The 24,865-nt window shown below is 72.5% G+C and carries 23 protein-coding genes, 1 tRNA gene, 1 other RNA gene and 1 pseudogene; 7 read left to right on the top strand and 19 right to left on the bottom strand.

Annotated elements, in window-relative coordinates:
- Nucleotides 1-13: 13 nt before the first annotated feature.
- The gene (locus tag AC07VC_RS11555; RefSeq protein ID WP_317228988.1) at nucleotides 14-826 is read left to right on the top strand and encodes an inositol monophosphatase family protein; all 813 of its coding nucleotides are present in this window, start codon (nucleotides 14-16) and stop codon (nucleotides 824-826) included.
- Between the two features lie 34 nt (nucleotides 827-860).
- On the opposite strand, the gene AC07VC_RS11550 is transcribed toward AC07VC_RS11555, so the two are convergent.
- Nucleotides 861-2,348, bottom strand: coding sequence for an MFS transporter (locus AC07VC_RS11550; protein ID WP_494675612.1), 1,488 nt, complete (start codon nucleotides 2,346-2,348; stop codon nucleotides 861-863).
- Nucleotides 2,349-2,589: 241 nt separating this feature from the next.
- Here AC07VC_RS11550 and AC07VC_RS11545 point away from each other — a divergent pair, with 241 nt between their 5' ends.
- Genes AC07VC_RS11545 through AC07VC_RS11535 form a run of 3 tightly spaced genes read left to right on the top strand, consistent with a single transcriptional unit; the run spans nucleotide 2,590 to nucleotide 6,511 of the window.
- A complete protein-coding gene (locus tag AC07VC_RS11545; RefSeq protein WP_494675611.1) occupies nucleotides 2,590-3,669 on the top strand; it encodes an extracellular solute-binding protein in 1,080 nt (359 codons plus the stop codon).
- Nucleotides 3,669-4,697 carry an ABC transporter ATP-binding protein gene (locus tag AC07VC_RS11540; protein ID WP_494675610.1) on the top strand — a complete coding sequence of 343 codons (1,029 nt, stop codon included), beginning with the start codon at nucleotides 3,669-3,671 and terminating at the stop codon, nucleotides 4,695-4,697. Before AC07VC_RS11545 ends, AC07VC_RS11540 begins: the two co-directional genes overlap by 1 nt.
- A 2-nt stretch (nucleotides 4,698-4,699) precedes the next feature.
- Nucleotides 4,700-6,511 carry an ABC transporter permease gene (locus AC07VC_RS11535; RefSeq protein WP_494675609.1) on the top strand — a complete coding sequence of 604 codons (1,812 nt, stop codon included), beginning with the start codon at nucleotides 4,700-4,702 and terminating at the stop codon, nucleotides 6,509-6,511.
- A 97-nt stretch (nucleotides 6,512-6,608) separates the two neighbouring features.
- Here AC07VC_RS11535 and ssrA read toward each other — a convergent pair.
- From ssrA to prfB, 5 genes are all read right to left on the bottom strand, one after another.
- Nucleotides 6,609-6,982, bottom strand: a transfer-messenger RNA (tmRNA) gene (gene ssrA, locus AC07VC_RS11530).
- Between the two features lie 146 nt (nucleotides 6,983-7,128).
- Nucleotides 7,129-7,605, bottom strand: a complete 477-nt coding sequence (gene smpB, locus AC07VC_RS11525) for an SsrA-binding protein SmpB (protein ID WP_094115589.1) — start codon at nucleotides 7,603-7,605, stop codon at nucleotides 7,129-7,131.
- Nucleotides 7,606-7,672: 67 nt separating this feature from the next.
- Nucleotides 7,673-8,590, bottom strand: a complete 918-nt coding sequence (gene ftsX / locus AC07VC_RS11520) for a permease-like cell division protein FtsX (RefSeq protein WP_094115588.1) — start codon at nucleotides 8,588-8,590, stop codon at nucleotides 7,673-7,675.
- Nucleotides 8,587-10,233, bottom strand: coding sequence for a cell division ATP-binding protein FtsE (gene ftsE, locus AC07VC_RS11515; RefSeq protein ID WP_494675608.1), 1,647 nt, complete (start codon nucleotides 10,231-10,233; stop codon nucleotides 8,587-8,589). The genes ftsX and ftsE overlap by 4 nt, the downstream gene beginning before the upstream one ends.
- A 75-nt stretch (nucleotides 10,234-10,308) precedes the next feature.
- Entirely contained in the window at nucleotides 10,309-11,412 is a 1,104-nt protein-coding gene (prfB, locus tag AC07VC_RS11510; protein ID WP_494675607.1) for a peptide chain release factor 2, read from the bottom strand.
- Nucleotides 11,413-11,487: 75 nt separating this feature from the next.
- Between prfB and AC07VC_RS11505 the strand changes: the two genes are divergently transcribed.
- Nucleotides 11,488-12,795, top strand: a complete 1,308-nt coding sequence (locus tag AC07VC_RS11505; protein WP_494675606.1) for an MFS transporter — start codon at nucleotides 11,488-11,490, stop codon at nucleotides 12,793-12,795.
- A 39-nt stretch (nucleotides 12,796-12,834) separates the two neighbouring features.
- On the opposite strand, the gene AC07VC_RS11500 is transcribed toward AC07VC_RS11505, so the two are convergent.
- The 8 genes and pseudogenes from AC07VC_RS11500 to xylB form a co-directional block, all read right to left on the bottom strand.
- Entirely contained in the window at nucleotides 12,835-13,323 is a 489-nt protein-coding gene (locus tag AC07VC_RS11500; protein ID WP_494675605.1) for a pilus assembly protein TadG-related protein, read from the bottom strand.
- Nucleotides 13,324-13,373: 50 nt separating this feature from the next.
- Entirely contained in the window at nucleotides 13,374-13,829 is a 456-nt protein-coding gene (locus AC07VC_RS11495; RefSeq protein ID WP_494675604.1) for a hypothetical protein, read from the bottom strand.
- Entirely contained in the window at nucleotides 13,804-14,181 is a 378-nt protein-coding gene (locus AC07VC_RS11490) for a TadE/TadG family type IV pilus assembly protein (protein ID WP_317229415.1), read from the bottom strand. The genes AC07VC_RS11495 and AC07VC_RS11490 overlap by 26 nt, the downstream gene beginning before the upstream one ends.
- Nucleotides 14,181-14,374, bottom strand: a pseudogene (locus AC07VC_RS11485) (hypothetical protein). Before AC07VC_RS11485 ends, AC07VC_RS11490 begins: the two are co-directional and overlap by 1 nt.
- 76 nt (nucleotides 14,375-14,450) lie before the next feature.
- Nucleotides 14,451-15,410 carry a type II secretion system F family protein gene (locus tag AC07VC_RS11480; protein ID WP_494675603.1) on the bottom strand — a complete coding sequence of 320 codons (960 nt, stop codon included), beginning with the start codon at nucleotides 15,408-15,410 and terminating at the stop codon, nucleotides 14,451-14,453.
- Complete coding sequence (locus AC07VC_RS11475) at nucleotides 15,398-16,261, bottom strand: type II secretion system F family protein (RefSeq protein WP_317229418.1); 864 nt, start codon at nucleotides 16,259-16,261, stop codon at nucleotides 15,398-15,400. Before AC07VC_RS11475 ends, AC07VC_RS11480 begins: the two co-directional genes overlap by 13 nt.
- A complete protein-coding gene (locus AC07VC_RS11470; protein ID WP_494675602.1) occupies nucleotides 16,258-17,493 on the bottom strand; it encodes a TadA family conjugal transfer-associated ATPase in 1,236 nt (411 codons plus the stop codon). Before AC07VC_RS11470 ends, AC07VC_RS11475 begins: the two co-directional genes overlap by 4 nt.
- Before the next feature lie 69 nt (nucleotides 17,494-17,562).
- Nucleotides 17,563-18,996: a xylulokinase gene (gene xylB / locus AC07VC_RS11465; protein WP_494675601.1), complete on the bottom strand. Its 1,434-nt coding sequence runs from the start codon at nucleotides 18,994-18,996 to the stop codon at nucleotides 17,563-17,565.
- Between the two features lie 32 nt (nucleotides 18,997-19,028).
- Between xylB and AC07VC_RS11460 the strand changes: the two genes are divergently transcribed.
- Together AC07VC_RS11460 and AC07VC_RS11455 are read left to right on the top strand one after the other, a co-directional pair.
- Nucleotides 19,029-19,110, top strand: a tRNA-Leu gene (locus AC07VC_RS11460).
- Nucleotides 19,111-19,254: 144 nt separating this feature from the next.
- Nucleotides 19,255-19,983: a DedA family protein gene (locus AC07VC_RS11455; protein WP_317229421.1), complete on the top strand. Its 729-nt coding sequence runs from the start codon at nucleotides 19,255-19,257 to the stop codon at nucleotides 19,981-19,983.
- A gap of 87 nt (nucleotides 19,984-20,070) precedes the next feature.
- On the opposite strand, the gene AC07VC_RS11450 is transcribed toward AC07VC_RS11455, so the two are convergent.
- From AC07VC_RS11450 to AC07VC_RS11430, 5 genes are all read right to left on the bottom strand, one after another.
- Nucleotides 20,071-20,988 (bottom strand): cation diffusion facilitator family transporter, encoded by a 918-nt coding sequence (locus AC07VC_RS11450; protein WP_317229422.1) that lies wholly within the window; start codon nucleotides 20,986-20,988, stop codon nucleotides 20,071-20,073.
- 90 nt (nucleotides 20,989-21,078) lie between these two features.
- Nucleotides 21,079-21,687 carry an RdgB/HAM1 family non-canonical purine NTP pyrophosphatase gene (gene rdgB / locus AC07VC_RS11445; RefSeq protein WP_494675600.1) on the bottom strand — a complete coding sequence of 203 codons (609 nt, stop codon included), beginning with the start codon at nucleotides 21,685-21,687 and terminating at the stop codon, nucleotides 21,079-21,081.
- A gap of 10 nt (nucleotides 21,688-21,697) precedes the next feature.
- On the bottom strand, nucleotides 21,698-22,435 hold the full coding sequence (rph, locus tag AC07VC_RS11440; RefSeq protein WP_104289042.1) for a ribonuclease PH: 738 nt from the start codon (nucleotides 22,433-22,435) through the stop codon (nucleotides 21,698-21,700).
- On the bottom strand, nucleotides 22,432-23,328 hold the full coding sequence (murI, locus tag AC07VC_RS11435; RefSeq protein WP_494675599.1) for a glutamate racemase: 897 nt from the start codon (nucleotides 23,326-23,328) through the stop codon (nucleotides 22,432-22,434). Before murI ends, rph begins: the two co-directional genes overlap by 4 nt.
- 71 nt (nucleotides 23,329-23,399) lie before the next feature.
- Entirely contained in the window at nucleotides 23,400-24,863 is a 1,464-nt protein-coding gene (locus AC07VC_RS11430; RefSeq protein ID WP_494675598.1) for a cryptochrome/photolyase family protein, read from the bottom strand.
- Between the last annotated feature and the right edge of the window lie 2 nt (nucleotides 24,864-24,865).

The raw sequence follows: 24,865 nt of genomic DNA, 5'->3' as shown, positions 1-24,865 counted from the left end.
GTAGGCTCGTCCCGTGGCCTCCGAACCCCTGCACTCCCTGTCGTCCGACCTGCGGCTCGCACGGGAGCTGGCCGACATGGCCGACTCCATCTCGCTCGACCGCTTCCGCTCGGCCGACCTGTCGATCGAGACGAAGGCCGACTCCAGCTGGGTCACCGACGCCGACATGTCCGTCGAGCGGGCGATCCGCGCGGGCATCGCCGAGAGCCGCCCCCACGACAGCGTCCTCGGCGAGGAGTACGGCACGTCCGGCTCGTCGTCCCGGCAGTGGATCGTGGACCCGATCGACGGCACCTCGAACTTCGCCCGCGGCGTGCCCGTCTGGGGCACGCTCATCGCCCTCGCGGTCGACGGGGTCCCCGTCGTCGGCGTCGTGAGCGCGCCCGCGCTCGGGCGGCGGTGGTGGGGGGCCACCGGGCTCGGCGCCTACGTCGACGACACCCTCGGCCAGGCCACGACGTCGGAGGAGCGGCGCATCCGCGTCTCCGACGTCGCCCGGCTCGAGGACGCGTCCATGAGCGTCGCGGGGGTGCAGCGCTGGCGCGACGCCGACCGTCTCGAGGAGCTGCTCGACCTCTCCGCCCGGGTGAAGCGCTCGCGCGACTTCGGCGACATGTGGGCGTACATGCTGCTCGCCGAGGGGCTCCTCGACATCGCGGGCGAGCACGACCTGAAGCCCTACGACATGGCCGCGCTGATCCCGGTGGTCCAGGAGGCCGGCGGACGCTTCACCTCGGTCGACGGGGAGCCGGGTCCGTGGCACGGCTCCGCGCTGGCGACCAACGGGCACCTGCACGACGCCGTGCTGGCGGTCGTGGCGCGCTGAACCGCAGCCCGCGACCCGGTGCGGCGACTGGCGATCAGGCCGCCTCGGCGCGCTCCCGACGACGGCGCTGGCCGAGGTCCACGAACCCGATCGCGAGGGCGACGGCGACCAGCCCGATCGTCACGAGGAAGCCGTTGCGGAACCCGTCGTGGTACACCGCCAGGCTCGCCGTGCCATCGCCCGAGGCCTCCGCGTAGAGGGTGCTGAAGAACGTGGCCGACGCCGCCGCGACGCCCACGGCCGTGCCGACGCGCTGGCCGACCTGCGCCATGGACCCGGCGACGCCGCCCTCGGTGACGGGGATCTCGGCGAGGGTGAGGGTCTGGTTCGGGGAGATCACGAAGCCGGCCCCGACGCCCGCGACGAGCATCGCCGCCGCCATCGCCCACAGGGTGACCTCGGCGGGCGTGAGCACGGCCGCCAGCAGGAGCAGGGTGATGCCGACCGCGACGATCACGAGGCCGATGACGACGAGCTGACGGCCGAGCCGCGAGACGAGCCGTCCGCCGATCCAGGCGGTGACCGCCGACGACAGCGCGAACGGGATGCTCACCATGCCGGCGAACACGGGCGCCAGGCCGAGGCCCTGCTGGAGGTACAGCGTCGTGAGCAGGAACACCGCGGGGATGGCGGCGAAGTACGCGGTCGCGATGAGGATCCCGTTGCGGTAGGAGCCGAGGGAGAAGAGCGCGAAGTGGACGACCGGCGACCGGCCGCGCGCCTCGTACCGGCGCTCCCAGACCACGAAGAGCCCGGCGGCCACCGCGGCGCCCGCGAGCCAGAGCCACCGGAGCGGATCGTCGTCCGGCCCGCCCGTGGTGAGGACGAAGGGCAGCATGAGCGAGAACGTCGCGACGGCCAGGAGGACGATGCCGACGGGGTCGAGGCCCGCCTTCCCCTGCGGGCGCGCCTGCCGCCGCGGCAGCAGCTTGAGCGCGAACGCGATGGCCACGATGCCGAGCGGTATGTTCATCCAGAACAGCAGGCGCCACCCGTCCTCGGGGCCGCCCAGCTGGATCAGGAGCCCGCCGAGGGTCGGTCCGAAGGCGGTCGAGATGCCGACGACGGCGCCGAACAGGCCGAACGCGCGCGCCCGCTCCTCCCCCTGGAAGAGCTGCTGGATGAGCCCGAGCACCTGCGGCATCTGGATGCCCGCGGCGACGCCCTGCAGGATCCGGGCGATGACGAGCGTGCGGACGTCGGGCGCGATCGCGCAGAGCAGGCTCGCGATCGTGAACGAGCTGAGGCCGATGACGAACATGAGGCGCCGGCTGCGGATGTCGCCGAGGCGCCCCGCGGGCACGAGCGCGAGCCCGAACGCGAGGGCGTAGCCGGCGACGATGAGCTGGAGGTCGGTGGACCCGGCCCCGAGCGAGGACTCGATGGACGGGAGGCCGACGTTGACCTTGGAGAGGTCGAGGATCGTGAGGGCGGCCACGCCGACGCAGACCCAGAAGGCCTGCCAGCGGGTGCGCTCCTCCTCGTCGGTGCGGGGCGTGTCCGTCGTGGTGTTCCGGGTCATGCGGTATCGAATCCCATACACGGGCTATGTATTCCCGCTCCCGCGAGCGCGGGCACCGTGCCCGGGACCAGCTTGCTCCTCATGCGAGGAAACAGCCCGGCGTGTCCCTATGCTGAACAGCGAGCCAACAGCGTCCGCCCGACCGGGTCGCCGGGGACCCCGCTCCTAGGGTGGGGAGTTCCGGGCCCGGACGGTGCAGCCGTCCGCGAGCACACCGACGTGCTCCCTCCGAGAGGACACCATGAAGAACCGCTCCCGTCTCATCGCCTCGCTCGCCGCCACCGCCGCGGCCGGCCTCGTCCTCGCCGGATGCGGGTCCTCCGCCGGCACCGGCACCGCGGATCCGGCGGTCTCCCCGGCCACCGGCGACACCCTCATCGTCTACACGAACTCCAACGGCGACGGCCGGGGCGACTGGGTCACCGCGGAGGCGGAGAAGGCGGGCTTCGACATCCAGATCGTCGGCCTCGGCGGTGCCGACCTCGCCAACCGCATCGTCGCGGAGAAGAACAACCCGGTCGGCGACGTGGTGTTCGGCCTCAACAACATGTACTTCGAGAACCTCAAGGCGGAGGACGCCATCACCGCCTACACCCCGGCCTGGTCGGGCGAGGTCGACCAGGCATCCGGCGACCCGGAGGACGGCGCCTACTGGCCGCTCGTCGAGCAGGCCATCGTCACGGTGCACGACTCCGCGCAGACGTCCGGCGCCGACGTGCCCGACGACGTGACCGACCTCTACTCCTCCGAGTACGAGGGGCGGTACGAGGTCAACACGCGCCTCGGGGAGGCCACGCCGCAGCTCATCCTCGCCGGGCTCCTCACGCCGTACGAGGACCCGGACGGCGACCTGGGCATCAGCGACAAGGGCTGGAAGGCGGTCGAGGAGTACTTCGCGAACGGCTCCCCCGCCGTCGAGGGCACGGACCTCTACGCCCGCCTGTCCCGCGGCGAGGTCGCGTTCGGGACGCTCCCCTCGAGCGGCATCGCGGCTCGGGACGAGCAGTACGGCACGGCGACGGAGGTCGTCCCCGCGAAGGCCGGCGTGCCGTTCGTCACCGAGCAGATAGCCGAGATCGCCGGGACGAAGAAGGAGGAGCGCGTCCGCGAGTTCATCGACTGGTTCGGCAGCGCCGACGTGCAGGGCGCCTTCGCGGCCGAGTTCTCCAGCTACCCCGTCAACACGACCGCGCGGTCCGAGGCCCTGCCCGCCGTCACGGAGCTCATCGAGTCGCTGGAGAAGCAGGACGTCGACTACGGCTTCGTCCGCGAGCACATCGCCGACTGGGTCGAGAAGACCGAGCTGGAGTACCTGCCCTGATGATCCGCTTCGACGACGTCGAGGTGCGCTTCGGGGACCAGGTCGCCATCCCGGCGCTCGACCTCGAGATCCACGAGGGCGAGTTCTTCACCCTCCTCGGGCCGTCCGGCTGCGGGAAGACGACCGCGCTGCGGACCCTGGCCGGCTTCGTCGAGCCGAGCCGCGGCGACATCGTCATCGACGGGCAGGTCGCCACGCGACTGCCCAGCGAGAAGCGCCGCGTGGGCATGGTGTTCCAGAACTACGCGCTCTTCCCCAGCATGTCCGTGCGGGAGAACATCGCCTTCGGCCTCACGGTGCGGAAGGCGGGCAGGGCGGAGACCGACCGGCTCGTGCGGGCGATGGCCGACCAGGTCGAGCTGAGCGCCGCGCAGCTCGACAAGAACGTCGCCGAGCTCTCCGGCGGCCAGCAGCAGCGCGTCGCGATCGCCCGCGCGCTCGTGCTGGAGCCGCGGATCCTGCTGCTCGACGAGCCGCTGTCCAACCTCGACGCGAAGCTCCGCGTGCAGTTGCGCGACCAGCTGAAGGGGCTGCAGGCCCGCCTCGGCATCACCACGGTCTACGTCACGCACGACCAGGAGGAGGCGCTCACCATGAGCGACCGCATCGCCGTCTTCGACGCGGGGCGCATCGAGCAGGTCGGCACCCCCGAGGAGGTCTACGACCGCTCGGCCACCGAGTTCGTGGCCACGTTCGTGGGCGCCATCAACGCCCTGGGGCCCATGACGGTCGCCCGGCTGCGCGATGCGGGCGCATCCGCCCTCGACGCGTCGGGCCGCGCCTACGTCCGCCTCGAGCGCGTGTCGGTCGATGCCCGCGACGCGGTGCCGACGGATGCGCGCCGCGTGCGGCTCGAGGGCGTCGTCGCGGCGCGCTCGTACCACGGGTCCTACAGCACGTACCGGGTCGACCTCGGGGACGACGCGGTCGACGCGCTGGTGGCGGAGACCGGCGCGCCGCCCCTGGCGCCGGGCACCGAGGTCGCGGTCGGCATCGACCCGTCCGCCATCCTGCAGTACGGGTCGTAGCCGTGCGCACCCCGGTCCGCGCGCTGCTGCGCTCCCCGCTCGGCGTCGTGGTGCTCATCGCCGCCCTGTGGTTCATCGTCACGTTCCTCGTCTTCCCGAACGCGAACCTGCTCGTCACGACCTTCTTCCCAGACGGCGCCTTCAGCGGCCGCGCGCTCGAGAAGCTCGTGAGCTCCGACCGCGCGATGCGGAGCGTGGGCAACAGCCTCCTGCTCGCGGTCACCCTCGCCGTCACGGTGAACGTCGTCGGCATCTTCATCGTCCTGGTCACCGAGTACTTCGTGGTGCGCGGCTCCCGCGTCCTCTGGCTCGGCTACGCCACGACGCTCATCTACGGCGGGATCGTCCTGGCCGCGGGCTACAACTTCATCTACGGGAGGTACGGCTTCGTCACGGCCATCGCCCAGCGCGCCTTCCCCGACCTCGACCCCGACTGGTTCTCCGGCTACTTCGCGGTCGTCATCGTGATGACCTTCGCCACGACCACCAACCACATGCTGTTCCTCCGCTCGTCGCTCGCCGCCATCGACCACCAGACGATCGAGGCCGCGCGCAGCATGGGCGCCGGGACCGGGCGCATCCTCTTCCGCATCGTGCTGCCGGCGCTGCGCCCCATGATCTTCGCGGTCACCGTCCTCACGTTCCTCACCGGCCTCGGGGCGCTCACCGCTCCGCTGGTGCTCGGCGGCACGGGCTTCCAGACGGTCGCCCCGATGATCGTCACGTTCTCCAAGAGCACGAGCTCCCGCGACCTCGCGGCGCTCCTCGCCATCGTGCTGGGCGTCGCCACCATCGTGCTCCTGGCGATCATGAACCGCGTGGAGAAGTCGGGCGTGTACTTCTCGGTCGCGAAGGTCGCGACGCCGCTGCAGAAGCAGCGCATCCGGAACCCGGTCGTGAACGCCGTCGTGCACGTGGTCGCTTACGCGCTGTTCGTCGTCTACGCGCTGCCGGTGATCCTCATCGTGCTGTTCTCGTTCCTCGACTCCCGGAGCGTGCAGACGGGCACCATCACCCTCGACTCGTTCACGCTCCGCAACTACGCGACGGTGCTCGGCTCCCCCGACGTCCTCCGGCCGTTCGTCGTGAGCCTCGTCTACAGCGCGCTGGCCGCGGTCATCGTCGTGGCGGGCCTCCTCTTCGTCGCCCGCCTCGTGCAGCGGAACCGGAACTGGGCGACGGCCACGATCGAGTACCTGCTGCACATCCCGTGGATCCTGCCGACGATCCTCATCGCCCTCGCGCTGCTGCAGACCTTCGACCGCCCGCAGCCGCTCATCGGCGGGCAGGTCCTCACGGGCACCACCTGGCTCCTGCTGGTGGCGTACATCATCGTGAAGGTCCCGTTCACGCTCCGTCTCCTCAAGGCCGCGTTCGCGAGCGTGCCGCAGTCGCTGGAGGACGCGGCCCGCATCCTCGGCGCCCGCTCCCTGACGACGTTCCGCCGGGTGCTGGTTCCGCTCGTCATCCCCACGGTCGCGGCGATCACGGCGCTCAACTTCAACAGCCTGCTCGACGACTACGACGCAGCGGTCTTCCTGTACCAGCCGCTGTACGAACCGCTCGGCATCGCGATCAAGGCCAGCACCGAGGGCGAGGCGAACCTCGACTCCATGAGCATCACGTTCGTCTACACGGTGCTGCTCATGATCATCATGGGCCTCACCATGTACCTCGTGTACGGGCGCACCGGCGGTCGGAGGCGCCATCGCGGCCGCACCGCCTCACCGGCGGTGGAGACGACGGCGCCGGCCCTCGCGACGTCGGACCCGGGGGCCCCGGCCCCGGCGGCGCCGCGCGCACCGATCGGCTGATCCGTCCGGAGAAGAAGAAGGCCCCGTCCAGCGGACGGGGCCCTCGTCGTCTCCGGACGGATCCGGAGCCTCGACGAGCGTGGAGCATGCGACGCGATGGTGGAGATGCGGGGAATCGAACCCCGGTCCACTGCTGTAATCCTGCGCCTTCTACGGGTGTAGCCAGGAAAGGCGTTCTGCTCGGCCCCGACTCTTGCTCCTGGCATCTGAGTCGACGGGCCCAGCCACAGTGCGAGTCCCACACGGCCCTGAGGCACGACCGCGCAGCAATCTCTCTATCTGTCGCCGGTTGCCGGTTAGAGAGCATCACCGGACCGACGGACCTCTTAGTGCTTTCGCTTAGGCAGCGAGAGCGAAGTCAGTGCGCTTGGAATTGGCACTTGTGTTGTGCAGGGAGCGTTTACGAGATAGCCCTGCATCCTCGACCCGCTTCTCGCAGTTTTGCAGGCAATGTCGAAACCGATCATCCCCATGCACGACCGTGCACCTGACGGTGCCCGAGCCGGGTCGCATGTTCCACGCTGTCGAGTTGTCAATCGCGGTCACGGATGAACGTGACCAGCCCTCTACGATAGCCGACCGGAGCCGGCGGCGCCACCGTGCGGCGACGCCGACCGCTAGTCGCCGAGGCGGCGGTGCGACGCCATGGCCCGGTCGGCCTCGCGCTTGTCCTGGCGCTCCCGGAGCGTCTGGCGCTTGTCGTACTCCTTCTTGCCCTTCGCGATGGCGAGCTCCACCTTCGCACGGCCGTCCACGAAGTAGAGCTGCAGCGGGACGACCGTGTAGCCGCCCTCCTTGACCTTCGTGTGGATCTTGAGGATCTGGTCCTTGTGCAGGAGCAGCTTGCGCTTGCGACGCACCGGGTGGTTGTTCCACGTGCCCTGGTTGTACTCCGGGATGTGGACGGCATCGAGCCAGGCCTCGCCGGCGTCGACGAAGGCGTAGCCGTCGACGAGCGAGGCCCGCCCCTGCCGGAGCGACTTGACCTCGGTGCCCGTGAGCACGAGGCCGGCCTCGTAGGTCGACTCGATGGTGTAGTCGTGGCGCGCCTTGCGGTTGGTCGCCACCACCTTCTCGCCACGTTCCCTGGGCACGGTGGTCTCCTCGATGATGATGGATGGGTCCGCCCGGATCCGGGCAGCCCATCAGTCTACCGGCGGATCAGATGCGCAGGTAGCGGCTGATCGCGAAGTTCGCCGACACCGCCGCGAGCACCACGCCGACGCCGAGCAGGATCGGCACCACCAGCAGCGCGTCGTCCATGTTGACGAGCGATATCGACGTGAGCCGGGTGCTCAGGAACCCCTGGACGAAGAACCGCACGAGGGCCACCGTCGCGGCGCTCGCGAGCACCGAGCCGATGAGGGCGGCGAACACGCCCTCCAGGATGAACGGGGTCTGGATGAAGCGGTTCGACGCCCCGACCAGCCTCATGATGCCCAGCTCCCGTCTCCGCGAGAACGCGGACAGCCGGATGGTGGTGGCGATGAGCAGCGCCGCGGCGACGAGCATGAGCCCCGCGATGCCGACGGCCGTGAGGCTCGCGGCGTTGAGTATCGAGAAGATCTGGTCGAGGTACTGCCGCTGGTCCGTCACGTTCTCGACGCCGGCGAGCCCGGACAGGCTGTCGCTCAGGATGTCGGACTTCGACGGGTCCTTGAGGTTCACCCAGAAGGCCTCGTTGAGGAACTCCGGCTGCACGAGCTCCGTGACGGGGTCGCCCTGGAACTGCTCCTGGAAGTTGGCGTACGCCGTGTCCTGGTCCTCGAAGTAGTACCTGTCGATGAAGGGCGCGAGCGTGTCGCTCTCCAGCTGCTGCTCGACCGCGTCGATCTGCTCCTGGGTGGCCTTGCCGTTGACGCAGGTCTCGCTCGGCACGGACGTGTCGGTGCAGAAGTCGATCGCCACCTGGGCGCGGTCGTACCAGTAGTTCTTCATCTGGCCGATCTGCATCTGCAGGAGCACGGCGGCGCCCACGAACGTGAGCGAGATGAAGGTGACGAGCACGACCGAGACGACCATGCTGACGTTGCGGCGGAGGCCGTTGCCGACCTCGGAGAGCACGAGTCCGAGTCTCATCGCGTGGGCCCCACATCCTGTGCGCCGGTGTCGTCCGGCGACTCGCCGCGGGCGCGGAGCCCCAGCTTCTCGGCCAGGCCGAGCTCGGCGAGCTCGGCGTCGTCCCGTCGGTCGTCCGGCGCGGGTCCGCCCTGGCCGTCGGACAGGTCGGGCAGGCGGATCACGCCGGTGCCCTCGGGGAGCCGGCGGATGGAGCCGGTGCTCGGCGCGGCGGGTGCCGCACCTCCCCCGTTGCGCCGGCTGGGTGGCGCGGCGGGCGTCGCCGGGCTGTCGTCCGCGGAGGTCCGGTCGACACGCTCGTCGTCGCGGCCGTCGGGAGCCGTGTCGCGGATGACCGGGATGGCACGCGAGGGCGCCTGCTCGACGGACTCGGCACGCGCGGGCTCCGCGCCGACCTGCGGTACGCGCGGCGCCTCGGACGCCGCCGTCCCGGCGGGCTCGGCATCGGGACGGTCGGGAGCGGGATCCACGCGGGCCGCCTCGGCGAAGGCCGACGGCGCGGAAGCCGACGGCGCGGAGGCGGACGGCGCGGAGGCGGACGGCACGTCGGCGCGGGCCGGGACGGCCTCGTCGCGGTCCGCCGGCGAGTCCCGCACCGGGGAGGTGGCCGGCACGATCGGCACGGCCTCGGAGCGCGAGCGCTCCGGGGCGGTGACGGGGGCGGCGGTCCCGGCGGAGGCCGTCGCGGCCTCCTTCGGGGACCGCCTCGCGGCCTTGGCGGCAGCGGCCTCGCGGGCCGCCTCCTCCTTGGCGCGTGCCTTCTCGTCCGCGCGACGCTGCTTGTCGCGGCGGGCCTGCTCCCGGCGCTCGGCGCCGGTGGCGGGCTCGGCCGAAGCGGACGGGCGGGCGGGTGCCGGCAGGGGCGCGGCGGGCACGAACACCGGCGTCGGCGCGGCGACCGGCGGGTGCTCGGGGTTGACGCCGACGGGGTTCTCCGCCGTCCGGGGCAGGTCGATCGCGGACGTCTGGTACTGGCCGCCCAGCTCGTCGCGCACGACCTCGCCGCCGATCAGCTCGATGACGCGCTTCTGCATCTGGTCGACGATGCCGGAGTCGTGGGTGGCCATGATGACCGTGGTGCCGTTGGCGTTGATCCGCTCGAGCACCTGCATGATGCCGGCGCTGGTCAGCGGGTCGAGGTTGCCGGTGGGCTCGTCGGCGAGGAGCACGGCGGGCTTGTTGACCACGGCACGCGCGATGGCGACGCGCTGCTGCTCGCCGCCGGAGAGCTCGTGCGGGAGCCGCTGCTCCTTGCCCTGCAGGCCCACCATGGCGAGCACGTCGGGGACGGCCTCCTGGATGAAGCCGCGCGACTTGCCGATCACCTGGAGCGTGAAGGCGACGTTGTCGAACACGGACTTGTTGGGGAGCAGGCGGAAGTCCTGGAACACCACCCCGAGGCTCCGCCGGTAGTAGGGGACCTTGCGGCTCGACAGCTGGTTCAGCTGCTGGCCCAGTACGTGGATCGTGCCCTTCGTGGGCCGGTCCTCCTTGAGCACGAGACGCAGGAAGCTGGACTTGCCGGACCCGGACGCGCCGACGAGGAAGACGAACTCCCCCCGGAGGATCTCGAGGTCGACGGAGCTCAGCGCCGGTCGGGGGTTGCCGGGATACACCTTGGATACGTGGTCGAACCTGATCATGTCGGTACGACCCTAGGCACCCGACCCCCTGATCGCCGCATCGACTCACCGCGGGGAGCACTCCCCCGCACTCTCTCAGGCGCGGTCGGGCGACTTCCTCCAGCGGATCCCCGCGGAGATGAAGCCGTCGAGGTCGCCGTCGAAGACGTTCGACGGGTTGTTGACCTCGTGCTCGGTGCGGAGGTCCTTGACCATCTGGTACGGCGCGAGGACGTAGCTGCGCATCTGGTCGCCCCAGCTCGCCGTGATGTTGCCGGCGAGCTCCTTCTTGGTGGCCGCCTCCTGCTCGCGCTGCACGAGGAGCAGGCGCGACTGCAGCACGCGGAGGGCCGCGGCGCGGTTCTGGATCTGGCTCTTCTCGTTCTGGCAGGTCACGACGATGCCGGTGGGGAGGTGGGTGATGCGCACCGCCGAGTCCGTGGTGTTGACCGACTGGCCGCCGGGGCCGGACGAGCGGAAGACGTCGACCCGCATGTCGTTCTCGGGGATCTCGATCGACTCGGTCTGCTCGATGAGGGGCACGACCTCGACGGCCGCGAACGACGTCTGGCGCTTGCCGGCCGAGTTGAAGGGGCTCATGCGCACGAGGCGGTGCGTGCCGGCCTCGACCGACAGCGTGCCGAAGGCGTAGGGCGCGTCGATCTCGAAGGTCGCCGACTTGATGCCCGCCTCCTCCGCGTAGGAGGTGTCGAGCACGGTGGCGCGGTAGTCGTGCTGCTCGGCCCAGCGCAGGTACATGCGCATGAGCATCTCGGCGAAGTCGGCCGCGTCGACGCCGCCGGCGCCGGCACGGATCGTGACGACCGCCGGGCGCGGGTCGAACTCGCCGTTGAGGAGCGTCTGCACCTCGAGCTCGTCCATGATCTTCGTGATGCCCTCGAGCTCGACGACCGCCTCCTCGGCTAATTCCTCGTCGTCCTTGGCCATCTCGACCAGCACGTCGAGGTCGTCGAGGCGGCGCTGCAGCTCGTCGATGCGCTTCAGCTCGGACTGGCGGTGGCTCAGGTCGCTCGTGACCTTCTGGGCCTTCTCGGTGTCGTCCCAGAGGTCGGGCTCGCCCGCCTGGGCGCTCAGCTCCTCGACCTCCTGCTGCAGGCGCTCGACGCCGACGACGGAGCGGATGTTGGAGTAGGTGTCGCGCAATTCTGTGATCCGCGAAGAGAAGTCCTGGTCGATCATGGTGCCGCCCAGCCTACCGTCCGGCCCGCAGGGACCGCCCGGACGCGGGCCCCGGCGCGAGTAGGGTCGGACGCGATGTCGACGCCCGAGCCCCCCTTCTCCCTGCGCTCGGTCGCCCTCCCGGCACTGCTGCCCGCGCTCCTGTTCTCCATCGGCGAGGGCGCGATCATCCCCATCATCCCGATCGTCGCCGGCAGCCTCGGCGCCTCCCTCGCGATCGCCGCGTTCATCGGCGGCATGATCATGCTCGGCGAGCTCGTGGGCGACATCCCGAGCGGCGCCGTGGTGAGCCGGATCGGCGAGCGGACGGCCATGATCGGCGCGGCCTTCGTCTCCATCGGCGGCCTCGTGCTCTGCCTCCTCGCGCCGAACCCGCTCGTGCTCGGCGTCGGCGTCTTCCTCATCGGCGTCTCGACCGCGGTGTTCGCCCTCGCGCGGCACGCGTTCATGACGAGCTTCGTGCCGCAGGCGTACCGCGCTCGCGCCCTCTCGACCCTCGGCGGCACCTTCCGCGCCGGCTACTTCGTGGGGCCGTTCCTCGCCGCCGGCGTGATCCACCTGACGGGGGCGTCGCAGTCCGCGTTCGTGATCCACATCGTCGCGTGCCTCGCGGCCGCCGTGACGCTGCTCGTCCTGCCCGACCCGATGGACGTCGTGCGCCGCAACCGCGCGGCCGACCTGCAGAGCGCGGCCCCCGCGACGGCCGGCGAGCCGCAGGACGACGACTCGGTCGCCGCCGCCGCCGGCACCGCTCCCCCGGCCCGCGAGTCGGCGGGCCTCCTGCGGACGCTCTGGCGCTTCAAGGGCGTGCTCGTGAAGCTCGGATCCGGCGCCGCCCTCATCGGGTCGATGCGCGCGGGCCGTGGGGTCCTCCTCCCCCTGTGGGCCGTGAGCATCGGCATCTCGGACGCGAACACGGCGCTCATCATCGGCATCGCGGGCGGCGTGGACTTCGCCCTCTTCTACGCGAGCGGCCAGATCATGGACCGCTTCGGCCGCCTGTGGAGCGCCGTCCCGTCGATGGTCGGCCTCGGCCTCGGCTACCTGGTGCTCGCCCTCACCCCCGACCTCCCCACGGCCGTCCAGTGGTTCATCGGCGTCGCCATGTTCATGTCGGTCGCGAACGGCGTGGGCTCCGGCATCCTCATGACCCTCGGCGCCGACCTCGCGCCGCGCGAGGACCCGGCCCCCTTCCTCGGCGCCTGGCGCTTCACGGGCGACGCCGGCAGCGCCGCGTCCCCGCTCCTCATCGCCGCGCTCACCTCCGTCACGTCGCTCGCGGCGGCCAGCGGCGTGATGGGCGTGCTGGGGCTCATCGGCGCCGGCATCCTGATCCGCTACGTGCCGCGGTACGTCCCGCGGAAGCCGCGGCCGGCCGCCTGAGGGCCTCCCCCACGCGGAGGGCCTCCGGGGCGGGGCCGCTCATCCCCCACCCGCGGGACCGGGCGTCGCCGCACCCGGACCGACGAGCACGCTCCGGGCGGTGCTCGTGACGGTGATGCGGATGCCCTCGGGCGCCAGCAGCGAGGCGACGGGCGGCACCCAGCGGGCGGACAGCGCGACGCGGGCGCTCCGGCCGTCGGGGGACGTGGCGCCGTCGACGCGCAGGTCGCGGAGCCCTTCGACGGACTGCTCGGCCAGGTAGCGGGACACCGCTGCGGCGACGCCCGCGTCGGTCAGCGGCGGGAGGGCGATGCGTCCGTCGTCGACGGCATCCGCCGGACCACCGCCGACGGAGTCGACGTCGAACGACTCGGCCCCGGCGAGCGCCGCGGAATCGGCCACGGAGAAGAGCCAGACGCGCTCGAGGTAGAGGGACGACGCCGCCGACACCATGAGGATCACGGCCAGCCCGAGCGCGCAGGCGGCGATCACGAGCGGCAGGACCGACCCCGCGTCCCCGTCGACCACGGTCCGCGGGCGCTCCGGGCCTCCCCGCTCCCGACGGGTCGCCGCGCCGCTCACCGGCCTCCGGGGACGAAGGCGGAGACCCGTTCCTCCGCATCCCCGTGGACGGCGATCGAGCCCGGCGCATCGGGACCCGCGACGGGCGGCGCGAGCGGCAGGGCCGCCGCGACGCGGACGGTGACGTGCACCCGCGATCGCGGCGCATGGCAGCGGAGCGGATCCGGGGAGCAGGTGATGTCGAGCGCGATGCCGTCGGGCGCGACACCGTGGTCGGCGAGCGCCACGTCCACCGCGAACCGCGCCTCCCGGCGTCCGGCGACGTCGTCGGCGGCGCGCACGAATGCGCGGACCGCCTGCCGCGCCGCGCCCTCGGTGCCGAGCGCCGCGCCCTGGATCGCCGAGAGCGCCACGACGAGGTACACGAGGGGCACGAGCAGCAGCACCCCCGCCGTGATGAACTCCAGCGCCGCGGACCCGCGCTCGTCAGCCCAGTCGCTCGACAGCCGCATGACCGACGACCTCCATCCCGTGGTCGATGCCGACGAGCCCCACGAGGGGCAGCGTGGTCCGCACGGTGACGCTCACGACGGCATGGCCGAGGGAGGTGCCGCCGCCCGCGCTCACGTCCTCGGCGTAGCGCGCGCCCACGGCCGTCGTGATCAGCTCGCGGGTCCGCTCCACGCCGTCGGCCCGCGTGGCCCCGGCCAGTGCCGCGGTGCGCGCGCCCTCGGCGGCCGCGTCGAGGACGGTGGTCCGAACGTGCAGCGCCAGCGCCAGCTGGACCACCGACAGCGCGAGGACGACGAGCAGGGCTCCGACCATGACGAACTCGGCGGGTGCCGAGCCCCGGTCGTCGCGCATCAGAACGACGTGACGCGGTCGATGGCCTGCGTGAACACGTTCTGCAGGAGCGGACCCGCCACGCCCCACAGGATGATGACGAGCCCGCCGTCATCAGCGTGATGAGGACCCACCCCGGCACGTCGCCGCGGTCGTCCTCCCATCCGCGTCGGGATGTCGTGTCCCAGGGCCTGGCTGCTCGTCGGTCGGTCATGTCGTGCCTCTCGCTCGTGCCGATCCCGGGCGTCCCGGTCGGCGGTCGGATGGTGCGTCGGTCGGTCCCGGTCGTCCTACAGCCCGAGCTGCAGCACGAGGACGCCGGGGAAGAGCGCGAAGAGGATCGTCAGCGGCAGGATCAGGAAGACCAGCGGGACGAGCATGGCCACCTCCTTGCGGCCGGCGCTCTCGAGGAGGTCCCGCTTGGCGACCTCGCGGGCGTCCTGCGCCTGCGCGCGCAGGACCTCCGCCAAGGGCGTGCCCCGCTCCAGGGAGCCGGCCAGCTGGTCGACGAGGCGGGACACGGGCGGGAGGGCGAGCCTCCGGGCCAGGTCCTCGAACGCGCGGGCGACGGCGATGCCCGTGCCCACGTCGGCGACGACGCGACCCAGCTCGCCCGCGAGCTCACCCGAGCCGACGCGGGCGACCCGGCGCAGGGCGTCCAGCAGACCCTCACCGGCGGCGAGGCTGAGCGCCAGGAACTCCAGGACCGTCGGCAGCTCCGCGGAGATCCGCGCCACCCGGCGCCGTGCCCTCCGGTCCAGCGCGGAGTCGCACGCGACCAGGCCGGTGACGGCGGCCACCACCGGCACGGCGACCAGCTGAGCCGGCGGCAGGCTCCCGGAGGTGAGGGCGGCGCCACCCACGAGGGCGACGACCAGGACACCGGTCGACGTCCCCAGGACCAGCGCGACGAGCTGGCGCGAGCGGTGCCGCTCCACGTCCTCCTCGGATCCGGACTGGCCGAGCAGCCTCTCGATCCGCTCGGTGCCGCCGAGCACGCGCGCGAGCGCCCGGCGCACGGGGACGACGGCAGGGGCGCCGAGCGTGCCCAGCACCGGCAGCGGATGCACCGTCGTGAGCGCGAGGTGCCGTCGGGCGCCCTCGGAGACGTCGAGGACGTGGGGCGCCACGCGGTCCAGCAGTCGGGCACGACGGAAGCGCGGGACGGCGCCCATCATGGTCCAGGCGCCCATGCCGGCGACGAGCCCGAGCAGGGCACCCCACGGCTCGGCGGCGATCACGCGAACCACCTGCGGTCCTCGGGCAGTCGGCCGAGGGCGAGCATCGCGCGGTAGGCGACCGCGGAGACGACGAGCCCCACGACGATGACGACGGTCCCCGGCGCCGTGTCGTAGGCGGTCGCGGCCTCCGGACGCGTGGACAGCAGCGCCAGGATGATCCACGGCGCCGCGACGCCGAGCTTGGCCGCGTTGACGACCCAGGACTGCCGCGCCTCGGCCTCGCTGCGGATCGCGGCCTCCTCCCGCAGGAAGCGGGCGAGGCCGCGGAGCACGTCCGGGAGCTGCGTGCCGCCGACCTCGCGCGCCATCCGCAGCGTCTCCAGGATGCGGTCGGCGGTGGGATCGGCCAGCCGCTCCTTCAGCTCGTCGAGCGCGACGGCGAAGCTGCCCGTGGTGCGGTGGACGGCGGCGAACTCCTGGAACGCCGGACGGAGCACTGCGGGGCCCGCCACCGAGAGCGACGCCACCGCGTCCGGCAGCCCGAGGCCCGCCCGGACGGCGCTGACGAGATGATCCACGACATCGGGCCACACCGCGCGATGGGCCCGCCGGCGGGCGGAGGAGCGCGCACCCACGACGGCCCACGGGAGCACGAGACCCGTCCCGGCGGCGGCGAGCGCGGCGCCGTCCACGCGGAGGACTGCCTCCACCAGCGCTCCCGCGGCGATGCCGACGAGCGCCGAGAGGGCGAGGAACGCGCTGACCGACACCTGGGGCAGGCCCGCGTGGGTCAGGCGGTCGTGGATGCGGGCGGTCGGTCCGCGCCCGGGATGCGGCCGTCCCTCGACCACCGGCCACAGGCGCGGCGCCAGGAGCAGGACGATCCCGGCACCGAGCGCGAGGCCGAGCGCGACGCTCACGCGGCCCCCACGAGGATCCGGAGCGGATCCAGCCCCGCCGCCCGGTACTTGGCCAGGTGCGCGGGCTGACCACCCGTGGCGGTCAGGACGCCGTCCTCGAGGGCGAACACCGAGCTGGCCTCGATGACCATGCCGCTGTGCCGCCCGCCCGGCGCGAGGATCTCGACGACGCGCCGGGCACCCGACGAACGGACCTCGAGGTGGACCACCAGGTCGACCGACGTCGCGACCGTGGGCACGACGAACGCCGCGTCGATGTTGCGCCCCGCCAGCAGCGGCAGCGTGCACAGCTTCACGAGCGCCTCCCGCGCGCTGTTCGCGTGGATCGAGCACATCCCGGGGACCCCCGAGTTGAGCGCGATGAGGAGGTCGAGGCACTCGGCCTCGCGCACCTCGCCGACCACCAGGCGATCGGGTCGCATGCGCAGCGCCTCCTTGATGAGGCGCCGGAGCGTGATCTCGCCCGAGCCCTCGAGGCTCGGCTGCCGGCACTGCAGCGCGACCACGTCGCGGCCCGCCGGATCCAGCTCGAAGGTCTCCTCCACCGTGACGATGCGGTCCGACGTGCGCGCCGAGGCGAGGAGCGCGTCGATCATCGTGGTCTTGCCCGTGTGCGTCGCCCCGCTGACGACGATGGAGAGGCCCGCGCGCACGCTCATGCGCAGGAAGTCGGCCGCCTGGGGCGGCAGGCTGCCGAGCGCGACGAGGTGCTCGAGGTCCCGGATGCGCCGCGAGAACTTGCGGATGTTGACCGCCCAGTGCTGCCGCGTGACGTCGGGGATGACGACGTGCAGGCGCGACCCGTCGGGCAGCGACGCGTCGACGAAGGGGGTCGAGAGGTCGACGCGACGCCCGGAGGACTGCAGCATCCGCTCGACGAGGTCCCGCACCTCCGCCTCCGACAGGACGAGCGGCGTCAGCTCCGGGACGCCCGAGCGCGCGACGAACACCCGGGTGGGGGCGTTGATCCAGATCTCCTCGATCGAGTCGTCGTCGAGGAGGGGCTGCAGGGCGCCGAAGCCCGTGATGCGCGCGAGCACCTGCCGTTCGGTGGCTGCCTCGTCGTCGAGGAGGCGGGAGTCGGAGCCGAGCGCCTGCTCGGCGAACCGGCGCACCTCCTCGCGGACGATGGCCGCGGTGCCGCCGGGGTCGGGCGACGCCCCGTCGTCGCGCAGGCGCTCCCGCACCCGACCGGCGATGGTGTCGAGGGGCGTCCGCGTCTGCACCCGCACAGGATGCTGATCAGGGGCGGTCGCCGCGGATCCCGTCCACAGGGGACGCGCCCCGCGGGCGGCTCGGGGTCAGTACCCCAGCTCCGCCTTCGCCGCCGCGTACGCCTGGCGCACCGCGGGCACGCCCGGGGCGTCGAAGACCTCGTCGCCCGCGAGGGGCCACTCCGGGACGCTGCCGGTGAGGATCCACGCGGCCTGCTTCGCGGCGCCGTCGGCGACGAACTCGCCCGCGTCCGGCACGTGGATGGGGACGCCGAAGACGGTCGGCGCGATCTCGCGGACGGCGCGGCTCTTCGCCCCGCCGCCGATGAGGAGCACGCGCTCCACCCGCACGCCCTGGCGCGTGATGGCGTCGAGGCCGTCGGCCAGGCCGCACAGCATGCCCTCGACGTGCGCGCGGGCCATGGTCGCCGGCGTCGAGTTGCGGAGGGTCATGCCGTGCAGCGACGCGGTCGCGTCGGGCAGGTTCGGCGTGCGCTCGCCCTCGAAGTACGGGAGGAGCACGAGGCCGTCCGATCCCGCGGGCGCCTCGAGCGCGAGCTCGGACAGGCGTCCGTGGTCGACGCCGAGGAGGCGCGCGCCGCCGTCGAGCACGCGGGCCGCGTTGAGGGTCGCGATGAGCGGGAGGAAGTTGCCCGTGGCGTCCGCGAAGCCCGCGACCGTGCCGGAGGCGTCGGTGATGGGATCCGCCGTGACGGCGAACACCGTGCCCGACGTGCCGATGGAGACGACCACGTCGCCCGGCACCGCGCCGAGACCGAGCGCGGCGGCGGCGTTGTCGCCCGCGCCGGGGCCGACCGGGATGCCGGCCGCGACGCCGGGGATGCCGTCTCCGGTGACGCCCGCGGACTCCCCCGGGCCGAGGACGCGCGGGAGGCCGACCGCGCGGCCGAGCGCGCGCTCGAGCAGGTCGAGGCGGTACTCCCCGGTGACGCTCGACCAGTACGCGGTGCCGCTCGCGTCGGAGCGGTCCGTGGCGAGGGCGGTGAGGTCCGGGGATCCGACGCCGTGGCCGAGGAGGCGCCAGGTGAGCCAGTCGTGCGGGAGCGCGACGGCGGCGACTCGGGCCGCGTTCTCGGGCTCGGCGTCGCTCAGCCAGCGGAGCTTCGTGGCGGTGAAGGAGGCCACGGGGACGACGCCCGTGGCGCTCGCCCAGGCGTCGGCGCCCAGCTCCTCCCGGAGGTCGGCGGCGGCCTGCGCGGAGCGGGTGTCGTTCCAGAGGAGCGCGTCGCGGACGACCGCGCCCTGCTCGTCGAGGCAGACCATGCCGTGCTGCTGGCCGCCGACCGAGACGGCGGCGACGTCGTCGAGGCCTCCGGCGTCGGCGACGGCCGCGAGGAGGGCGTCCCACCACGCTGCGGGATCCACCTCCGTGCCGTCGGGGTGGGACGCGCGGCCGGAGCGCACCAGGGCGCCCGAGTCGAGGTCGCGGACGACCACCTTGCAGCTCTGCGTGGAGGAGTCGATGCCTGCTACGAGTGTCTTCGTTGTCACGATCAACATATTAGGGGGCGTCCTAAGCTGGGCGGGCACCCGCGGGAGTGGTGGAATCGGTAGACACGCAGGATTTAGGTTCCTGTGCTTTCGAGCGTGAGGGTTCAAGTCCCTTCTCCCGCACCGACCGTCACGCCGCGTCGACCGTCGAGCACCCCTCGACCGGGGGTGCGCGCATCACGGCGGGATCCGGGCCGCTGGCGATATCCTGTGCTGGCCGCAGGTCGCTTCCGCGCGCCCCGCGACCCACCACGACTGGAGCCCCACGTGCATCCCCTGCTCTTCGACTTCCTCGACTCGACGACCCTCATCGAGTCGTTCGGGGGATTCGCCCTCATCGGGATCTGCCTCATCATCTTCGCCGAGACCGGCCTGCTCTTCGGCTTCCTCTTCCCCGGCGACACCCTCCTCGTCATCGCGGGGCTGACCCTGCCCGGCATTACGGGGATCGACATCTGGTGGATCTGCCTCGCCATCGCGTTCTCGGCCTTCGCCGGAGGCGAGGTCGGCTACCTGATCGGCCACAAGGCGGGACCGAAGGTCTTCGAGCGCAAGGACTCCGGCATCTTCAGCCGGCAGAACGTCGTCCGCACGAACGCGTTCTTCGCCCGCTTCGGCGGCCTCGCCGTCATCGCGGCGCGCTTCGTGCCGATCGTCCGCACCTTCGCGCCCATCGCCGCAGGCGTCGGGCACATGGACTACCGGAAGTACTCGTTCTACAACGCCGTCGGCGCCGTCATCTGGGGCGCCGGCCTCACCTGGCTCGGCAACCTGCTGAACGGCTTCCCGCCCATCCGCGACTTCGTCACGCACTACATCGACTACGTGCTCCTCGGTGCGGTCTTCGTGACGCTCGTGCCCACGGCGATCCACTTCCTCCGCGCCCGCAAGCACGCCCGCGACGAGGAGGCGGCCGGAGTCGCCCACGACGGCCAGGACCTCGCCCTCGCGCCGGAGAACTTCGACCAGGACCCCTCGAACGACCCGCGCCGCTGAGGCGCGTCCCGATCCGGGTCCCGGGCGCGGCGGACGGCGATGCGTCGCACGCCCCGTGGACCGGTCGGCGGCAGCGGACCCGCGCCGTCAGACGTGGTGCCGGTGCTCGTGCCCGGCGTGCTCCTCGGGCTCCAGCTGGAACGTGCTGTGCTCCACGTCGAAGTGGTCGTCGAGGCAGCCGGCCAGCCGGTCGAGCAGCTCGCCCGTGCGACCCTCGCGGAACACCTCCTGCTCCACCACGACGTGCGCGGTGAAGACCGGCGAACCGGAGGTGATGGCCCAGACGTGCACGTCGTGGACAGCGGTCACGCCGGGCGTCTCCAGCAGGTGCGCCCGGATCCGCTCGGGCTCCGTGCCGGCGGGCGTCGACTCGGAGAGGACGTGCACCACGTCACGGAGCAGGATCACCGCGCGCGGCACGATGAGCGCCGCGATCACGAGCGAGGCGACGGCGTCCGCGCGGCCGAACCCGGTGAGCGCGATCACGATGCCGGCGGCGATGGTCGCGACCGACCCGAACGCGTCGCCCAGCACCTCGAGGTACGCGCCGCGCAGGTTGATGGACGTCCCCGCTCCCCCGCGGAGGACCAGCAGGGCGACCACGTTGGCGACGAGCCCGATGCCGGCCGCGAGGAGCATGATGCCGGCATCGACCTCCGGCCCCTCCGGTGCGAGCAGCCGCTCCACGCCGTGCACCGCCACGTAGACGGCGACGCCCAGCAGGATCAGGCCGTTCACGAGGGCGCCGAGCACCTCGCCGCGCTGGAATCCGAAGGTGTGGCGGTCGGTGGCCGGGCGCGCGGCGACGATCGTCGCGACGAGGGCGATGCCGAGGCCGAGCAGGTCGCTGGTCATGTGACCGGCGTCGGCGAGCAGGGCGAGCGAGCCGGAGACGAGGGCTCCCACCACCTCGACCAACAGGACCGTGGCGGTGATCGCGATGGCGATGACCAGGCGCCGACGGTCGGTCGTGGCCGCGCCGTGATCGTGCGTGCCGTGGCCCATGCGTCCACCGTACGGGCCCGCGAGCGCGCCGATCCACCCGGCGCCGCAGTCGGGAACGACTCCCGCTCTCACGAGGTCGGGGACGGCCCCTCAGCCCTCGCCGAGGAGCTGCCGACGGACGACCGGCATGATCGCGTCGAACGCCCGCGCACGGTGGCTGACGCGGTTCTTCTCGTCCGCGTCGAGTGCCGCGGCGCTCGCTCCCCCGGTCGCCGGGCGGAACACCGGGTCGTACCCGAAGCCGCCGTCGCCCTGCACCTCGCGGAGCACGGTCCCCTCCCACACGCCCGTCGCGGTCCGCTCGACCAGGCCCTCCGCCGTCGGCACGACGAGCGCCGCGGCGCAGACGAACCGCGCGCCGCGATGCCCGTCCGGCACGTCGCCCAGCTGCCAGAGCAGGAGCTCGAGGTTCTGCACGCTGTCGCGCGCCGGGCCCGCCCAGCGCGCCGAGAAGATGCCGGGCGATCCGCCGAGGACGTCGACGGCGATCCCGGAGTCGTCGGCGAGGGCCGCCCGCCCCGTGTGGAGAGCCGCGGCACGCGCCTTCACGAGCGCGTTCTCCTCGAAGGTGATCCCGTCCTCCACGGGCTCGGGACCGTCGTAGGCGACGAGGTCGATGCCGGCGAGGCGGGATCCGAGGATCCGGCGGAGCTCCTCCACCTTGTGGGCGTTGTGCGTGGCCAGGACGAGCGGGATCACCGGGCGCTCCTCAGCGCCCGAGGGCCTGGGCCTGCAGCGCGGTGAGCGTGGTGCCGCCCCCGAGCGCGAGGTCCAGCAGGGCGTCGAGCTCCGCGCGGTCGAAGGGCGCGCCCTCGGCGGTGCCCTGAACCTCGACGAAGGAGCCGCTGCCCGTCATGACGACGTTCATGTCGGTCTCGGCGCGCACGTCCTCGACGTAGGCCAGGTCGAGCAGGGGCTTCCCGTCGACGATGCCCACGGAGACCGCCGCGACGCTGTCCTTCAGCGGCGTGGCGCGCTGGGCGATGAACTTCCGCTCGCGGCCCCACTCCAGCGCATCCGCCAGCGCGACGTAGGCGCCCGTGATGGCCGCGGTCCGGGTGCCGCCGTCGGCCTGCAGGACGTCGCAGTCGATGACGATCGTGTTCTCGCCGAGCGCCTTCATGTCGACGACGGCGCGGAGGCTCCGGCCGATGAGGCGCGAGATCTCGTGCGTGCGGCCGCCGACCTTGCCCTTCACGGCCTCGCGGTCCATGCGCTCGTTCGTGGCGCGCGGGAGCATGGCGTACTCGGCGGTGACCCAGCCCTGGCCGCTGCCGGCCTTCCAGCGCGGGACGCGGTTCGTGAAGGAGGCGGTGCAGAGGACGCGCGTGCGCCCGAAGGAGATGAGGGCGGATCCCTCGGCCTGCTCGCTCCAGTTCCTCTCGATGCTGATCTCGCGCAGCTGGTCGGCGGCGCGGCCGTCGTGGCGGGTGGTGTCGTCGGTCATGTGCGGCCTCGGCTCGGATCGGGGGTGGACGGGGTGCCGACGGCGTCCGGAGGCGTCGCCGCGTCCGCCCGCATCCGGCGGGGAAGGGGGATGGCGCCCGTCTCGACGAGCTCCACGTGCGAGACGCCGGCGCCGAGCATGCGATGCGCGAGCGTCTCGAAGTCGGACGCGCTGCCGCCGGTGGCCTCGTAGCGGATGACCGGCGGAGCGTCCGTCCGCCGCTCGAGGCCCGCGGACACGAGCTCCCGGTAGACGTCCTTGGCGGTCTCGGTGTCGCTCGAGACGAGCGTCACGTCCGGGCCCATGAGCAGCGAGATCGCACCCTCGAGGAACGGGTAGTGGGTGCAGCCGAGGACCAGCGTGTCGACGCCGGCGGCGCGCAGGGGCGCGAGGTACTCCTCCGCCGCCGCCATCAGCTCGGGGCCCGACGTCTCGCCGCGCTCCACGAACTCGACGAAGCGCGGCGCCTCCGCGGAGGTCAGGGCGAGGTGCGGTGCGGCGGCGAAGGCGTCGTCGTAGGCCCGGCTCGTGACCGTGGCGTGGGTCGCGATGACGCCGACTCGATGGTTGCGGGTGACGCTGACCGCCGTGCGGACGGCGGGCTGGATGACCTCGACGACCGGGATGTCGTAGCGCTCCCGGGCGTCCCGGAGCATGGCGGCCGACGCGGTGTTGCACGCGATGACCAGCATCTTCACCCCGCGCTCCACGAGGTCGTCGAGGACCGCGAGCGCGTAGCGGCGGACGTCGGCGATGGGCTTGTCGCCGTAGGGGGTGTGCGCGGTGTCGCCGATGTAGATGATCGACTCGCGCGGCAGGAGGGTCGCGACGGCGCGGGCGACGGTGAGGCCGCCGACGCCGGAGTCGAAGATCCCGATCGGCGCGTCGCTCATCCCGTCAGCCTACCGGCGGGCCCCTGCTGCGGAGCCCGAGGGCGGCAAGGCACCCGCGACGGGCCGCCCGGTCACAGCGATCGCCGCGCATCCTCCTGGGCGATGAGCTCCGGCAGGTCCTTCAGCCGCTTCAGCCCGGCGAGCGGCTGGTTCATGCGCGCGTTGCCCTGCAGGCGGTCGCGGTTGCGGTCGAGGAACCACCAGTACCCCGCCGTGTAGGGGCACGCCGTCGGGCCGACCCGCACCTTGGGGTCGAACGGGCAGCCGGAGCAGTGGTCGGTCATGCGGTCGATGTACGCGCCGCCGGCGGCGTACGGCTTCGTCGCCATGCGGCCGCCGTCGGCGTGCAGCGCCATGCCGACGACGTTCGCGGGCATGACCCACGGCGTGCCGTCGACGAAGGAGTCGATGAACCAGTCGTTCATGGCCTTCGGGTCGTAGCCGCGCTGGAGCGCGAGGTTGCCGAGGATCATGAGCCGCTCGATGTGATGCGCCCAGCCGTGCGTGCGCACCTTGTCGACCACGTGCGCGAGGCACGCCGCCTCGATGCCGGAGGCGTCGAGGCGCTGCAGCGCGGTCGGCACCCCGCGGTGCGCGTCGAGGCGGTTCTCGGACGCGTAGTCCTCGTCGAAGGCCCAGTAGAGGTGCCACACGTAGTCGCGCCAGCCCATGATCTGCCGCACGATGCCCTCGACGCTCTGGATGGGGGCCCGACCCGCCGCGTGCTCGGCGACGATGCGCTCGATGACGTCCGCGGGATCCAGCACGCCCATGTTCATGGTCGCGCTGAGGAGGGAGTGGGCCATGGTCCAGTCGCCCGAGAGGGACGCGTCCTCGAACGGCCCGAAGTCGTTGAGCCGGCTGGCCACGAAGTCGTCGAGCGCGGCGCGTCCCTCCTCCGGCGTCACGGCGAAGCGCCGAGGTCCGTCCTCCCCCACGAGGTTCACGACCCCCTCGCGCTCCCAGCGGTCGAGGTCGGCGCGGACCTCGGCGTCGATGTCGTCCTCCTCCGGCCACCACGGCTCCGGCAGCCCCAGCGTCGTGGCGCCGCGCGGCGGCCGCTCCCGGTTGTCGTGGTCGAAGTTCCAGCGCCCGCCGACCGGGTCGTCGCCGTCCATGAGGATGCCCGTGCGCGCCCGGGACCACCGGTAGAAGTCCTCCATGACGAGCCGGTCCGAGGTGCGCCCCGCCATCCACTCGGCGAACTCCTGCTCGCTGGTGACGAAGCCGCGGCTCGGCAGCACCTCGGCGCCGATGTCGGCGACGAGGCGCCGCAGGCCGCGGGATGTGGGATCGACGACCTCGAGGTCGCGCCGGTCGGCCACGACGTCGCGGTAGTGGTCGACCTGGCGGAACTCGACCCGGTCTCCCAGCGCACGGGCGCGGTGCCGGATGCCGGACAGGATGAGGTGCGCCTTGGCCCGGTGGTAGGGCCGCCGCGCGAGCAGGCCGCGCGACTCGATGAGCAGCATCGGCCCGCCGTCGTCGAAGTGGTCGCCCAGCTGGTCAGCGAGGATCCATCGGGTGCGCTGCATGG

This window comes from Clavibacter sp. GW821-FHT01D01, assembly GCF_059422605.1.
The sequence above is the reverse complement of the archived record's forward strand: the minus strand, read 5'-3'. Positions and strand labels throughout refer to the sequence as shown.